Source organism: Polynucleobacter yangtzensis (assembly GCF_001595965.1).
GTDB lineage: Bacteria > Pseudomonadota > Gammaproteobacteria > Burkholderiales > Burkholderiaceae > Polynucleobacter > Polynucleobacter yangtzensis.
The window spans coordinates 15,508-30,113 of record NZ_LOJI01000040.1 but is presented as its reverse complement, the minus strand read 5'-3'; the positions used below and the strand labels follow the sequence as shown (position 1 = coordinate 30,113).

Below are 14,606 nucleotides of genomic sequence, written 5' to 3'. Positions count from 1 at the left end.
AGCTTCAAACCATGGGGGAGGGCGCTACTTTAAGACCGCAATGCAGAATTGGGGTCTTAAAGTAGGCGAATCATTACTGGGGTGTTTAATTGAAGTTGTATTTCAGGGTTACAAAAACCGACCTTGGTTCGCTTGGATAGTAAGAGTAACGACTAGAGACATTGCTTGGCGCAGTTCCGTACGTGGCATATTGCGCATTACCAACGTTTTTGACTGTAAGACGTGCTTCAATGCCTTGGAACTTATACGAGGTAAATATATCCCCAATGACGTAAGACGGCATCACTGGTGTTGCGCTGTAGTAGCTTGGGCCGGTATCGTAATGCTGACTGCTAACGTAATTCACTACTCCACCAATGGTCCAATTTGTTGCAATGAGGTAATTCGCTCTAGCATTAAGAAGCGTGTCTGGAACTACTGGAATAGCATTTCCGGAAAATGGCCCATTGGCATAGTATGACTTTTGGTATTTTCCTCCGAAGCCAATATTGAATGAGGGTGAAATATTAGATGCAACATCCAATAGAATTCCGCCGCGATTCACTTGATAAATTGAGTTGTAGTTGTAACCTGTGGCGGGGTTATAGCTAATTTCATTTTGTGTCATAGACTTAAATATCGACGATGTCACTTTAGAACTCAAAACATCCCAGTTGCCGCCAACCTCATATGTCTGAGTTGTTTGTGGTTGCAAAATCCCGCTAAAGACGGTTGATGTAGTTTGGGTTGTTGGGTTGTATAGCAGGCCCCAGTATTCGTCAATATTGGGGAATCTGAAGGACTGATTCCACTTCACATACACACGTTGTCCTGGCAGGTAGTTAGCATTAAGCGCTAAATCTCCTGCATTGGCAGCATATTGCTGATTGCCAGAGACAGTCCCATTGGAAGCGGTGATGGCAGAGCTAGTTGTTGATGCTTGCTGCACTTGTCGACGGAATCCTCCGCTTGCCTCCAAAATATTTCCTAGGGGAATTCTTTGCATTACGTAGACTGAATTATTAATTTGTGTGGCGTTTTGCGAATCGCTTGTTAGATTGTTGTAATAAGTTCCAAAGGGATTGCTCGTGGCATCGAATTGATTCGCGAGAATGATGCTTTGAGATTGTGGCGTGTAGCTATTGCTTCCAGCTTGATTCGCTTTCGAGAAATCATAGCCAAAGATCGAAGTGCCAATAACGCCAAAGTCTGCTTTCAGGCGCGGTGACAAAGCAAGCTGCCAGCCTTGCAATTTATTATTCATCGGACTACCGGCTGAACCAAACTCGGGGCTAGCAAAGTAATCTGCTTGGGGTACGTAGAAGAAAGAGGATTTATTGTTATAAGAGGTATCGATTTCTACTACGTAATTCTCGCTTAATGTTTTTGTTAATCCTTGGCGAAAGCCAGAATTATTGGTTGTTATGTTATTGCCCGCATTTTGCGGTCTAACGGAGAGTGGGTTTCCTGAGCCAACCAATCCCACTACAGGACTAGCAAGTTGTGAATTGGTGTAGCCGTAATATGCATCAACAAAAAAGCGATCTCTGTTGCCTAAATCTTGCAAAATTTTCGCATCGATAGAGTAGGCGTTTGCCCCTGTATTAGGACGCCAGCCATTGGTATTCGATGTGTTGGCGCTGACTTGTAAAGTCGTTTTATCGACTGTATTTCTAAAGATGGCATTGTTAATGGAGGTGCCCCAAGTGCCGTAGGTCGCAGAGGCCTGGTTAATTGTTTTCTTGCCACCATTAGTGATGATGTTGATCACGCCACCAACTGCACCATTGCCGTATTGAACACTTGCGCCACCCTGAAGAATTTCGATACGCTCAATGGAATCGATTGGAATAGATTCCCAGTCGACGCTTCCTGAATCAATTGGATTTACTCGGATGCCATCAACCAAGATTGCGGTTGTGCTGTTGCCGGTTGGTCCAAATCCACCCATGTCGACTGATGCATCTAAATTTAAGGCGCTTGAATTTAAACCGCTTACTCTTAAGCCGCCAATTTGTGATAGCACCTGAGGAATTGTGTTGGAGGTTGAGTTCTCAATTTCATCGCGCGTAATCACTTTGACATTCGCTGGGACCTGATTAAGGTTTTCCTCAAATCGCGTACCAGTCACAATGAGTGTAGATGGATTATTTTGTGCAAATGCTAGCTGGTTGATGCTGAGGGAGAGAAGGGTGCCACATACTACGGCGATTTTTTTCTGCTTTAACTGCAAGTTCATAAAAGACTTTCTGTTATCGATTGCCCAGCTAACTTCCCCGTTAGCTAGGTCGAACAGAATTTCACGTGCAGGAGTTCAGACGTCAATGAGGCGCAGGTTACGCTTTATTGGCGCGCGAAGATCCCCGTCCGCAAAATTCCACCTGTCTTGGCCGGTATCCGGGCTAGTAAATATCAGAATCTGGCCTTCCCATGCGATTGACGCGCACAGTGGCTTTGTCAGATTCCTGACGCCTTTCAAATGAATAAAAGGCGCATTTACCTACCGTTGCGGGGGCAGCACACGTTTAGTGTTTCCCGTTTAACTTTATTGCATTGCAATAAAGCACCACGACCCCGCCATTCTAGCTTATCTGCTGAGGTCAAAGCCCCCAAATCCCGCTTAAAAATGTAAAAAAGCCTACAATGTGAGCTCTAGGAGCAAGTATTGATGACCGTATTAGATAAGCATCCCGAAAAGAACCTGATTCGCCTGCAGTTGAGCCAAAACTCGGTCTTAAAAAGCTTAGATCCAGCTGCAATGGCTGAGTTGGAGCGTCATTTAGAGATCTCGGACCTCAAAAAATCCGAAATTTTGCTTCATCAAGGCGACCATCAGATGGAGCAGTACTTTGTTTTGGACGGCATCCTAAAGCGTATTGTTTCTAGTGCAGATGCAAAAGAAATGATCCTGCGTTTTGCCATCGAAAAAGATATTGAAACTAGCTATGCGGCATGGCGTCTGAAGACGGCTGCCCCCTACAGTATTGCCTCTGTGACCAAGGCCCGCGTGGCTCGGATGCCCCTCAAGAAGTGGGCGGAGTTCTTGGATGAGCACAAGATTCTGAAAGAGAGTTTTGAGTTTGAAGTCATGCGCCTGATGAGTGAAATCATGGCCCATACGATTACTTTGCATATGCTCGATGCCCCGGGTCGGGTGGAGCGTTTCCTGCGTAAATACGAGGATTTGTTTGAGCTCCTTCCTAAAAAGGAGCTGGCGGCTTATCTCAACCTCTCCCCGGAGACACTGAGTCGCCTCAAAACAAAGCATAAAGAGCTTTTTGTATAAGCAGTCACCCAGCTGTAATTACAGGATTTAGAGGGAAATTGACCGAAGTCAATGATGAACCCCCTCCCCAAGCCTAATATTCATCTCAGCCTAAGCGGGGTCAAAAATTCCGCAGTGCGATTAATAACTAAATTGGAGACATTAGCGAAAGCTAAATTGCATTAGCCCTTATCGGGCGATTTGTGATTCTTGAAAAATTTCTATGACAACAGATAATCAAAACACACAGTTAACGGATGGCTTCCATCTCGTCATTGATGCCTTAAAGGCAAACGACCTTGATACGATTTTCGGCCTGGTTGGTATTCCAATTACCGACTTATGTCGTTTAGCACAGGCTGAAGGTTTGCGTTTTATTGGCTTCCGTCATGAGCAGCATGCAGGTAATGCTGCAGCGATTGCTGGTTACATGACGCAAAAGCCAGGCATTTGCATGACAGTTTCTGCACCTGGTTTCTTGAATGGCTTAACAGCACTTGCTAATGCAACTGTGAACTGCTTCCCAATGATTTTGATCTCTGGTTCAAGCGAGCGTGAAATCGTTGACTTGCAACAAGGCGACTACGAAGAGATGGATCAGCTCAACGCGGCTAAGCCATATTGCAAAGCTGCTTATCGTATCAACCATATCGAAGATATTGGCATCGGTTTTGCACGTGCAATTCGCGCTGCGGTTTCTGGTCGCCCAGGTGGTGTGTATTTGGACTTGCCAGCACAGTTGCTCGCGCAAACAATGCCTGTTGAAGAAGCTAAGAAATCCATCTTCAAGGTAATCGATCCAGTTCCACGTCAGATCCCAGCGGCCGATGCGGTTGCTCGTGCATTGGACGTGTTGAAGGGTGCTAAGCGTCCATTGATTCTGTTGGGTAAAGGCGCTGCTTATGCTCAAGCTGATAAAGAGATCCGTGATTTGGTTGAAAAATCTGGCATTCCTTATTTGCCAATGTCTATGGCTAAAGGTTTGTTGCCAGACAATCATCCACAGTCTGCTTCTGCAGCGCGCTCATTTGTATTAGCTGAAGCTGATGCAGTGTTATTGGTTGGTGCGCGTTTGAATTGGTTGCTTGCACATGGTAAAGGTAAAACTTGGGGTAAAGAACCTAAGAAATTTATCCAAATCGATATTCAGGCAAACGAAGTTGATAGCAACGTACAAATCGCTGCTCCATTAATTGGTGATATTGGTTCATGCGTTGGTGAGCTCTTGAAGGGCATCTCTGCTGTTCCCAAGCCAAGCGCTGAGTGGATTGCAGCTATCACCGAGAAGAAAGATAAGAACACAGCCAAGATGGCTGAGACATTGGCTAAAGAAGCAAACCCAATGAACTTCCATGGTGCATTGCGTGTGATTCGTGATGTGATCAAGAAGAACCCAGATGTGAACTTGGTAAACGAAGGTGCAAATACACTCGACTATTGCCGCGCAATCGTTGATATGTATAAGCCACGTAAGCGTTTTGACTCTGGTACTTGGGGAATTATGGGTATCGGTATGGGTTATGCGATTGGTGCTGCTGTAACTAGCGGTTTGCCAACAGTAGCCGTAGAGGGTGATAGCGCGTTCGGTTTCAGCGGTATGGAATTGGAAACTATTTGCCGTTACAACTTGCCAATTACAACAGTTGTTTTCAATAACAACGGTGTATACCGCGGTACCGACGTTAATCCAACTGGCGGTGCTGATGTTGCGCCCACCGTGTTTGTTAAGGACGCTCGTTACGACAAGATGATTGAAGCATTTGGTGGCGTAGGTTACTACGTAACTACACCAGCAGAGTTAGAAGCAGCCTTAACAGAAGCAATTGCTGCCGGTAAACCAGCTCTCATCAATGCTGTTATTGATGAAACTGCAGGTACTGAGAGTGGACGTTTAACAAACTTAAACCCATCCACAGCAGCTGCTAAGAAGTAATTCAAGATAAATTTAGAAGTAAACAAGAAAGACTTAAGGAGAAACAACATGACTAAACCATTAGACGGTATTCGCATTATTGACTTTACACACGTACAAGCAGGTCCTGCATGTACTCAGTTATTGGGCTTTTATGGCGCAGACGTCATCAAGGTTGAGCGTCCAGGTGCTGGCGACGTTACTCGTAGCCAATTGCGCGATATTCCAGGCGCTGACGCTTTGTACTTCACTATGTTGAACGGCAACAAGCGCTCTTTGACTTTGGATACTAAGACTCCAGAAGGTAAAGAAGTTTTAGAGAAGATGATTAAAGTTTCAGATGTAATGGTTGAGAACTTTGGCCCAGGCGCATTAGACCGCATGGGCTTCTCTTGGAAGCGTATTCAGGAGTTGAACCCAAAAATGATTTTGGCTTCTGTTAAGGGCTTTAGTGATGGCCACTCATACGAAGATTTGAAAGTGTATGAGAACGTTGCCCAGTGTGCTGGTGGTGCTGCTTCTACTACTGGTTTTTGGGATGGTCCTCCTACAGTTTCTGCTGCTGCTTTGGGCGACTCAAACACTGGTATGCACTTGGCAATCGGTATCTTGACAGCGTTGATGCAGCGTCAAAAAACTGGCAAAGGTCAAAAAGTATCTTGCTCAATGCAAGACGCTGTATTGAACTTGTGCCGCGTGAAGTTGCGCGATCAACAACGTTTAGACAAAGTTGGATACTTGGAAGAGTACCCACAATACCCACACGGTTCATTCACTGACGTAGTTCCACGCGGCGGTAACGCTGGTGGTGGCGGTCAGCCAGGTTGGGTTTTGAAGTGTAAGGGTTGGGAAACAGATCCAAACGCGTATATCTATTTCACAATTCAAGGTCACGCTTGGGAGCCAATTACTAAGGCTTTGGGCAAACCAGAGTGGGCAACTGATCCAGCATATATGACTGCTGAAGCTCGTCAAGACAAAATTTTTGACATCTTCGCAACTATCGAAGACTGGCTCAAAGATAAGACTAAGTACGAAGCTGTGGACATCCTCCGCAAATTCGATATTCCATGCGCTCCAGTTCTCTCAATGAAAGAATTGGCTGCTTCACCAGACTTGCGTAAGAGCGGTTCTATCGTTGAAGTTGACCACAAAGTACGTGGCAAGTATTTGACAATCGGTAGCCCAATCAAGTTCTCTGATTTGGAAATCGAAGTGAAACCATCTCCAGTATTGGGTGAGCACACTGATGAAGTGTTGGCTGACCTTGGCTATAGCGCTGATGATATCGCTAAGTTGCACACAGCTAAAGCAGTTTAATAATAAGTAACACTGGCATTATTTTGAAGGCGCTCCTTGTGGGCGCCTTTTTTATTCTATAGACTGGACCCATGAATACCGATATCGATTTACATCAATTAGTGGAGTGCGTAGGTGATGCGATCATCGTGGCTGATGCCCATGAAAAGATCGTGCTTTGGAATCCTGCCGCAACTCGTATCTTTGGATATTTGGAAGAAGAGGCTTTGGGAAATACTTTGGATCTCATAGTTCCAGAGCGCCAACGTCAAAAACACAATGAAGGTTACAGCCACTCCATGGAGACAGGCACCACTCGCTATGGAACATCTCTATTGAAGGTGCCTGCCAAACATAAGGATGGCAGCATGCTGTCGATCGCCTTTACAGTAGGAATGCTATTTGACGCCTCTGGTAAGGCCAATGGGGTGGTAGCCATCATTCGGGATGAAACCGAGCGCTTTGCCCAAGAAAGGGCTCTCAAAAAGCGTCTTGCTGATCTTGAAAATCCTCAGACTTAGCCACATATAGTCTTATAGCGACGCCAATTCAGGCTTAAAAGGGATCTGTGCCCAAATATTGGGCACGCACCATTTTTCCCTATTTCCCGCTGGTAAAATTGCCTCAATTCAAAATTTTCATTCTTATTAGGACTTAAACCATGGCAAAAGCACTAGAAGGGGTCAAAATCCTCGACTTTACGCACGTTCAATCAGGCCCAACCTGTACTCAGTTACTGGCTTGGTTTGGTGCTGACGTAATCAAAGTAGAAAAATCTGGCGAAGGTGATGCAACACGCGGTCAGTTGCGCGATATCCCTGATGCTGATAGCTTGTATTTCACGATGTTGAACCATAACAAGCGTTCTATTACCGTGAATACGAAAACCCAAAAGGGTAAAGAAATTCTTGAGCGCCTCATTAAAGAGTGCGACGTTTTAGTTGAGAACTTTGCACCAGGTGCTTTGGATCGCATGGGATTTTCTTGGGAGCGTATACAAGAACTTAATCCAATGATGATCATGGCTTCTGTAAAAGGCTTTGGTCCTGGCCCATACGAAGATTGCAAAGTGTATGAGAACGTAGCGCAATGCGCGGGCGGCTCAGCATCAACGACTGGTTTTGATGATGGTCCTCCGATGGTAACTGGTGCACAAATCGGTGATAGCGGAACTGGTTTGCATTTAGCGCTCGGTATTGTGACTGCCCTGTATCAACGTACTCACTCTGGCCGTGGTCAGAAGGTATTGGCAGCAATGCAAGATGCAGTATTGAACTTGTGCCGCGTGAAGTTGCGTGATCAACAACGTTTAGAGCGTGTTGGCTTGATGCAAGAGTACCCTCAGTTCCCGAACGGTGAGTTCGGCGACTCTGTACCCCGCGCAGGCAATGCTTCTGGCGGTGGTCAGCCAGGTTGGATTGTGAAATGCAAAGGTTGGGAAACAGATCCAAACGCCTATATGTATGTAATCGTTCAGGCTCCAGTTTGGGAGGCCATTTGCAAAGTAATCGGTCGTGAAGATTGGATTACTGATGTACGTTTTGCATCACCAATGGCGCGCTTGCCACATCTCATGGAAATTTTCGGCGAGATCGAGAAGTGGACTATGACGATGACCAAGTTTGAAGTAATGGATATCCTCAATCAGTACGACATTCCATGCGGCCCAATTTTGTCCATGAAAGAAATCGCTGAAGAGCCTGCATTGCGTGCTACTGGCACCGTGGTTGAAGTGGATCATCCAATTCGTGGCAAGTACCTTACTGTTGGTAACCCAATCAAGATGTCTGATAGCCCAACAGAAGTGACACGTTCACCATTGCTTGGTGAGCACACCGATGAGATTCTTCATGAGTTGGGTTACACCACTGACGATTTGATTTCTCTCCGTCACGACAAGGTGATCTAAGATGCGGGTTGCTTTGATTGGGAGTGCGGATTTTGGTAAAGCAGCATTAGAAGCTTTTTTAGATCGCGGCGATGAAGTGGTTGCCGTTTTCTGCCCACCTGACAATCCCAAATCAAGCAAGCCGGAAGTTTTAAAAGAAGCTGCACTCGCAAGGGGCTTAAACCCCTTGCAGTTCGCTTCCCTGAAGGGTCCTGAGGCTGCTCAAGCGCTGATTGATAGCAATGCTGAGATCTGTGTAATGGCATATGTCATTCAATTTGTACCGCAAGAGCTCTGCAAGATTCCAAAGCACGGCACTATTCAATATCACCCATCCTTACTACCTAAATATCGCGGCCCAAGCGCCATTAACTGGGCGATCGCATTAGGTGAAGAGAAAACGGGCTTAACGATCTTCCGCCCATCTGATGGTCTGGATGAAGGCGAAGTAATTTTGCAAAAAGAAGTTGCCATTGGGCCTAATGACACATTAGGCAAGATCTACTTTGATCACCTTTTCCCAATCGGCGTTAAAGCATTGCTCGAAGCAGCTGACTTGGTGGTCGCAGGCAAGCATCAAGAAATCATTCAAGATGAATCCCAAGCGAACTACGAAGGTTGGTTTGATGCGAATGCTGCTCAGATTCATTGGGCAACCCATATTAGCCAGATCTACAACTTGATCCGCGCATGCAATCCAGCGCCTGGTGCGTGGACGAAGTTTGGCGAGCAAAAGGTTCAGATCTACGATTGCCACAAGCACGTAGCTGCTACATTCGGCGCCGTCAAAGGCAAACCTGGAGAAGTAACTCAGATCACGCTTGATTCAATCTTCATCACCTGCCATGGTGGGCAGATTGAAGTCCTCAAAGCCAAAGGCGCTGCAGGTAAGGTGACTGGTGCTGAATTAGCTAAAGAATTGAATTTAGAGGTAGGGCAGTTCTTTGCCCTGTAAAAAACTTAGAAATTAAATTTCTAAGTTATCAATCAAGCGTGTTTTACCAAGCTTTGCTGCAGTCAGAATAACAAGCGGCTCACCAGCTTGTAGTTGCTCATTTGATGCTGGCGCTAAATCGCTTTGCTGACGTATGGCAATGTAATCAGGCTTCCATCCACGCCCAACAAGTGAGGCAACTGCTAATTTTTCAATTTCAGAGATTGCCTTTGCATCGCGTACATTTAAATCGAGCACACGTTGGCGCACTTCTTTTAATACCTTCATAAGCTCTGGTGCTTCAGCACGCTCTTCAACTGAAAGGTAGCCATTACGAGAGGAGAGGGCAAGACCATCTTCCGCACGAATGGTTTCACCAGGAATAATTTCCACTGGCAAAGCAAACTGCTTGGCCATTTGACGAATAATCATTAACTGTTGGTAATCTTTTTTACCAAACACGGCAACCTTAGGCTGAACACAAGAGAAGAGCTTTAGAACAACGGTGCAAACACCCTTAAAGAATCCAGGGCGGAACTCACCCTCGAGGATGTCCCCCAACTGCTGCGGTGGATCAACGCGGTACTCTTGTGGCTGCGGGTAGAGGTCTCTCTCAGTCGGTGCAAACAAGATGTAGACACCTTCTTTTTCCAGCTTATCGATATCAGCCTGCATGGTACGAGGGTAGCTATCAAAATCTTCGTTAGGACCAAACTGCAAACGGTTCACAAAGATGCTGGCAACTACTGGATCACCATGTTGTCTTGCTAAGCGCATTAGAGAGAGGTGCCCCTCATGGAGGTTGCCCATGGTTGGCACAAATGATGCTCGGTTTTGGCCGCGCAAGTGGTCACGCAATTCCTGAATGTCGCTAATGATTTTCATGCAACAGGGGTATAGGCAAGACGCACATAAATTGGCGCATACGGCTCAGCTTGAGTAATTTCAACTAAAGCTTCACGTGAGAGCTCAAGCATTGCGATGAAGTTCACGATCACCACTGGTATGCCTTTGCCAGATTTAATGGCATCTTCAAATAACTCACCAAACTCTACGAATTTAGTGCCTTGTAAACGGCGCAAGATGCGTGTCATGAAGTCACGCACAGATAATTCTTCACGAGTAATGGTGTGATGTTGCGTGAGCTTGGCACGGTGTAGAACATCACGCCAAGCTGCTTGCAAGTCTTCTACATTGACATCCGGCCATGCAATCGCAATAGTAGTGTCCACATAGCCATGAGCCACTTGGAAGTCACGACCTTGTTGTGGAATCTGATCAAGTTCCTGAGCAGCAAGCTTCATGCGCTCGTACTCGAGCAAGCGGCGTACCAATTCTGCGCGTGGATCTTCCACCTCTTCTTCGCTGTCTGCCTTCTTCATTGGCAGAAGCATGCGGGACTTAATTTCAATCAACATAGCAGCCATGAGTAAGTACTCGGCAGCTAGTTCTAAATTGTGATGACGGATTTGATCGATGTAGCTGAGGTACTGTTGCGTAACCTGTGCCATCGGAATATCCAGAACGTTGAAGTTCTGTTTGCGAATGAGGTAAAGCAGTAGATCTAATGGGCCTTCAAATGCTTCTAGAAAAACTTCTAGTGCATCTGGTGGGATATAAAGATCGGTAGGGAGCTTAAAGAGTGGCTCGCCATACAGTTTGGCGAATGCTTCCGACATGCCATCGGTAACCGATGGAGTGCTATCTAGTAAGTCCGATATTGGCTGAGCGCTTGGCTCATTGCCAGAGTTAGTCATTCGAATACACGTAAGCGCGTTGCTTCAATTTCGCAGCTTTTGCGCGGCGTTGATCTTCAACGCTTAATGGCTCTTTGTCCCAGAGGAGGGCACGACCAGCTTGCTGTTCAGCCTCGAGGTTTGGGTGCTCGGATTTGAGTTCATTTAAGAACTGGGTGAATTCAGATTGATATCTTGCCATGACATTTCCTAAAATACTCAATAAATTCAATAACTTATGAAATTAATTCGAAAAGTTATCTAGGGACTACAACCGCCATTATAGGTGCTTTTTAGGGGGCTTTTTACAAGTTTGCAGCCAGCAAAGCCTCAATTTGTGGGGCTTCAACCCTAGTCATTAGGTGCTTGTATGACTTGATAGGGGTCTTGCTGGAAAGGGGGGTATTAATGTCCGCCCAGGAAAGGGATGGCAAGGAGAGAAATTCCTCTACGCCAGCAGCTACATGAGGAATAACTGGCTTGAGATACAGGCTGAGCATGCGGAATGCCTCAAGAGTAATACTGCAGACCCTTTGCAACTCAGCTTCACGCTCTGGATCTTTGGCGATTTCCCATGGCTTGTTCTCGTCAACAAAGCCATTCACCTTATCTGCTAGTTCCATGACGGTACGCAGTGCTTTGGCATACTCGCGTCTCTCATAGAGTTCGGCAATTTTTTCGCTAGATGACGCAATTTCTTTTAGCAGTGGATTACTCATTGCTTCATCAGAAACAATGCCTCCAAAACGCTTCACCAAGAAGCCAGCGCTGCGACTTGCGATGTTGATGTATTTACCTAATAAGTCACTGTTAACACGCGCGACAAAATCTTGAAGATTTAAATCTAAATCTTCCATGCTGTCATTGAGCTTGGTTGCAAAGTAGTAGCGGAACCACTCTGGATTAAAGCCGCATTCAATCACGCTGTTTGCAGAGATCAGTGTGCCGCGTGACTTACTCATCTTCTCGCCGTCAACCGTTAAGAAGCCGTGTGCAAAAACATTGGTTGGCGTGCGGTAACCCGCAAATTGCAAAGTAGCCGGCCAAAATAAAGTATGGAAATACAAAATGTCTTTGCCGATGAAATGGTATTGCTCAGTTGTTGTATCTGGCTTAACCCATTCATCAAAATTCAGGCCTTTAGCCTGACAATAATTGAGGAAACTGGCGTAGTAACCAATAGGGGCATCAAGCCAGACATAGAAGTACTTACCAGGTGCATCGGGGATCTCAAACCCGAAATACGGGGCATCGCGGGAGATATCCCAGTCGCCCAACTTGCTTTCGCCGGGTTGACCAACCCATTCTTTCATCTTATTGCGAGCCTCTGGCTGTAACGGTGTTTTTACTTGAGTCCAGTCGCGCAAGAACTCTTCGCAACGCGGATCTGATAACTTAAAGAAGTAGTGATCAGAAATCTTTTTGATTGGTGTTGCACCACTGACTACTGAGAATGGATTCTTGAGGTCAGTAGGTGAGTAGGTTGCACCACACTTTTCGCAGTTGTCGCCATATTGATCTTTGGCGCCACACTTAGGACATTCGCCTTTAATGAAGCGATCTGGCAAAAACATTTCCTTAACAGGATCGTAGGCTTGCTCAATAGCTCGCTTTTCAATCAATCCTGCATCACGCAGCTTTATGTAAATGCTCTGCGCAAGTTTTTCATTCTCTGGACTGTCTGTGGTGTAGTAGTTATCGAATGAAATCAGGAAGTTATCAAAGTCACGCTTATGTTCTTTCCAAACATTAGCAATCAGTTCTTTTGGTGTAAGACCTTCTTTTTCGGCGCGCAACATGATGGGGGTGCCGTGAGTGTCATCGGCGCCAACGTAATGCACTTCATGGCCACGCATTCTTTGGAAGCGAACCCAAATATCGGTCTGTACATACTCCACCAGATGGCCGATATGGATCTGACCATTGGCATAGGGTAGGGCCGAGGTAACAAGAAGGCGGCGTTGGGAACTGCTCATGTAATGCGGACTTAAATAAGAAGGTTAAAAGGTTAACTGGGGTTTAGCCCTCAATTATGCTGGCTTATGCAGTGATTTTAGTCTGCGGTTAAAGTAAAGCACCGTGAAGTCTTCATAAACCCCGATAAACTTCCTTTAAGCCCGACCCCGAGAGAGTATTTATGGCAGCAAAACCCAATATTCAGATGTCCTGCGCCTCCGTGCCCGTAGTGCATGAGGTTGAGGTTATGGATGAAATGGGACGTCTTAAAAAGACCCATATTCCTGGTGAGCGCCCTCTGACTATTTACTTAGATAAGCGTGAAGTTGTAACCCTCATGACGCTGGGTAGCGCTCCGGAGGCTCTAGTGCTGGGCTATTTGCGTAATCAGCGCCTGGTTGAGTCTCCAGACGATATCGAGAGCATTCAGGTGGACTGGGAGACGGATTCAGCTGCTGTGAAAACCCGCCGGAGTACGGTGGATATTGATGCCCTAACGAGTAAGCGGGTGGTGACGACGGGATGTGGACAAGGCACGATGTTTGGTGGCCTCATTGAGGAGATGGACGAGATTCAGCTTCCTCAAGGACCGACATTGTCCCAAGAGGCAATAGTTACTTTGATTGACTCCATCCGCATTCATGACACCATCTATAAAAAGTCTGGTTCAGTCCATGCATGTGCAGTTTTTGAGCGCGACGGTAATGAGGGCGTACGTCTTTTGCATTTCATTGAGGATGTGGGTCGCCACAATGCAGTCGACTCGATTTCTGGCTTGATGTGGTTGGCTAATAAACCGGGCAGGGATCTCATTTTCTTTACTACTGGCCGCCTAACCTCAGAGATGGTAATTAAGGGCGCCCAGATGGGCATTCCCTTCCTCTTGACCCGCTCAGGAGTCACCTTGATGGGGTTAGAACTGGCTCGCAAAACCAATCTCACCATCCTGTCTCGCTGCTCTGGCAAACACTTCGAGATCTATAACGCCCCTGAGAGGGTCGTTTTTAGCCAAAAACCCCAATAAATTCATGGGCAGGTATGGGCGAAGGTTTTACAATTCGCCCATGACTATTAAATCTGACCACTGGATCCGCCGCATGGGCGAGCAAGGCATGATCAGCCCATTTGAACCTGGGCAAGTTCGCCAAGACTCCTCAGGCAACAAAATCGTAAGTTATGGCACTTCAAGCTACGGCTATGACATTCGTTGTGCAGACGAATTCAAAATCTTCACCAATATCAATAGCACCATTGTTGACCCAAAGAATTTCGACGAACAATCCTTTGTTGATTTCAAGGGTGACGTTTGCATCATTCCGCCGAATTCATTTGCACTAGCAAGAACGGTTGAGTACTTCAAGATTCCACGCAGCGTCCTTACTGTTTGCGTTGGTAAAAGTACATATGCACGTTGCGGCATTATTGTGAACGTCACACCATTCGAGCCAGAGTGGGAAGGTTATGTCACTCTAGAGTTTTCTAACACCACACCATTGCCTGCCAAGATTTATGCAGGTGAAGGTTGTGCACAAGTACTCTTCTTTGAGAGTGACGAAGTGTGTGGTACATCGTATAAAGATCGCGGTGGTAAGTATCAAGGTCAGCGGGGCGTTACCCTGCCCAAGACCTAAGCCATT

13 protein-coding genes and 1 riboswitch are annotated in these 14,606 nt (G+C 46.2%); of the genes, 8 read left to right on the top strand and 5 right to left on the bottom strand.

All coding sequences use genetic code 11. The features are described from left to right. Positions 1-85: 85 nt before the first annotated feature. Positions 86-2,218 (bottom strand): TonB-dependent receptor, encoded by a 2,133-nt coding sequence (locus tag JaK3_RS08965; RefSeq protein ID WP_068323863.1) that lies wholly within the window; start codon positions 2,216-2,218, stop codon positions 86-88. Positions 2,219-2,350: 132 nt separating this feature from the next. Next, positions 2,351-2,565, bottom strand: a riboswitch (cobalamin riboswitch). Positions 2,566-2,647: 82 nt separating this feature from the next. Here JaK3_RS08965 and JaK3_RS08960 point away from each other — a divergent pair. The 6 genes from JaK3_RS08960 (at position 2,648) to JaK3_RS08935 (ending at position 9,298) form a co-directional block, all read left to right on the top strand. Then, positions 2,648-3,265 carry a Crp/Fnr family transcriptional regulator gene (locus JaK3_RS08960; RefSeq protein ID WP_068323860.1) on the top strand — a complete coding sequence of 206 codons (618 nt, stop codon included), beginning with the start codon at positions 2,648-2,650 and terminating at the stop codon, positions 3,263-3,265. A 202-nt stretch (positions 3,266-3,467) separates the two neighbouring features. Beyond that, a complete protein-coding gene (gene oxc, locus JaK3_RS08955) occupies positions 3,468-5,177 on the top strand; it encodes an oxalyl-CoA decarboxylase (RefSeq protein WP_068323857.1) in 1,710 nt (569 codons plus the stop codon). A 48-nt stretch (positions 5,178-5,225) separates the two neighbouring features. Beyond that, on the top strand, positions 5,226-6,476 hold the full coding sequence (frc, locus tag JaK3_RS08950) for a formyl-CoA transferase (RefSeq protein WP_068323854.1): 1,251 nt from the start codon (positions 5,226-5,228) through the stop codon (positions 6,474-6,476). 71 nt (positions 6,477-6,547) lie between these two features. After that, positions 6,548-6,976: a PAS domain-containing protein gene (locus JaK3_RS08945; protein ID WP_068323851.1), complete on the top strand. Its 429-nt coding sequence runs from the start codon at positions 6,548-6,550 to the stop codon at positions 6,974-6,976. A 140-nt stretch (positions 6,977-7,116) separates the two neighbouring features. Beyond that, a complete protein-coding gene (gene frc / locus JaK3_RS08940) occupies positions 7,117-8,364 on the top strand; it encodes a formyl-CoA transferase (protein ID WP_068323848.1) in 1,248 nt (415 codons plus the stop codon). 1 nt (position 8,365) lies between these two features. After that, positions 8,366-9,298, top strand: coding sequence for a methionyl-tRNA formyltransferase (locus JaK3_RS08935; RefSeq protein WP_068323845.1), 933 nt, complete (start codon positions 8,366-8,368; stop codon positions 9,296-9,298). Positions 9,299-9,310: 12 nt separating this feature from the next. On the opposite strand, the gene panC is transcribed toward JaK3_RS08935, so the two are convergent. The 4 genes from panC to metG form a co-directional block, all read right to left on the bottom strand. Further along, the gene (gene panC, locus JaK3_RS08930) at positions 9,311-10,162 is read right to left on the bottom strand and encodes a pantoate--beta-alanine ligase (RefSeq protein ID WP_068323843.1); all 852 of its coding nucleotides are present in this window, start codon (positions 10,160-10,162) and stop codon (positions 9,311-9,313) included. Further along, positions 10,159-11,034: a segregation and condensation protein A gene (locus JaK3_RS08925; protein WP_068323842.1), complete on the bottom strand. Its 876-nt coding sequence runs from the start codon at positions 11,032-11,034 to the stop codon at positions 10,159-10,161. The genes panC and JaK3_RS08925 overlap by 4 nt, the downstream gene beginning before the upstream one ends. Then, on the bottom strand, positions 11,027-11,215 hold the full coding sequence (locus tag JaK3_RS08920) for a DUF3460 family protein (RefSeq protein WP_068323839.1): 189 nt from the start codon (positions 11,213-11,215) through the stop codon (positions 11,027-11,029). The genes JaK3_RS08925 and JaK3_RS08920 overlap by 8 nt, the downstream gene beginning before the upstream one ends. A 103-nt stretch (positions 11,216-11,318) precedes the next feature. Further along, the gene (gene metG, locus JaK3_RS08915) at positions 11,319-12,989 is read right to left on the bottom strand and encodes a methionine--tRNA ligase (protein ID WP_082786421.1); all 1,671 of its coding nucleotides are present in this window, start codon (positions 12,987-12,989) and stop codon (positions 11,319-11,321) included. Between the two features lie 161 nt (positions 12,990-13,150). Between metG and JaK3_RS08910 the strand changes: the two genes are divergently transcribed. Then, a complete protein-coding gene (locus JaK3_RS08910) occupies positions 13,151-13,993 on the top strand; it encodes a formate dehydrogenase accessory sulfurtransferase FdhD (RefSeq protein WP_068323836.1) in 843 nt (280 codons plus the stop codon). A 40-nt stretch (positions 13,994-14,033) separates the two neighbouring features. Next, positions 14,034-14,600, top strand: a complete 567-nt coding sequence (gene dcd, locus JaK3_RS08905; protein WP_068323833.1) for a dCTP deaminase — start codon at positions 14,034-14,036, stop codon at positions 14,598-14,600. Positions 14,601-14,606: the final 6 nt, after the last annotated feature.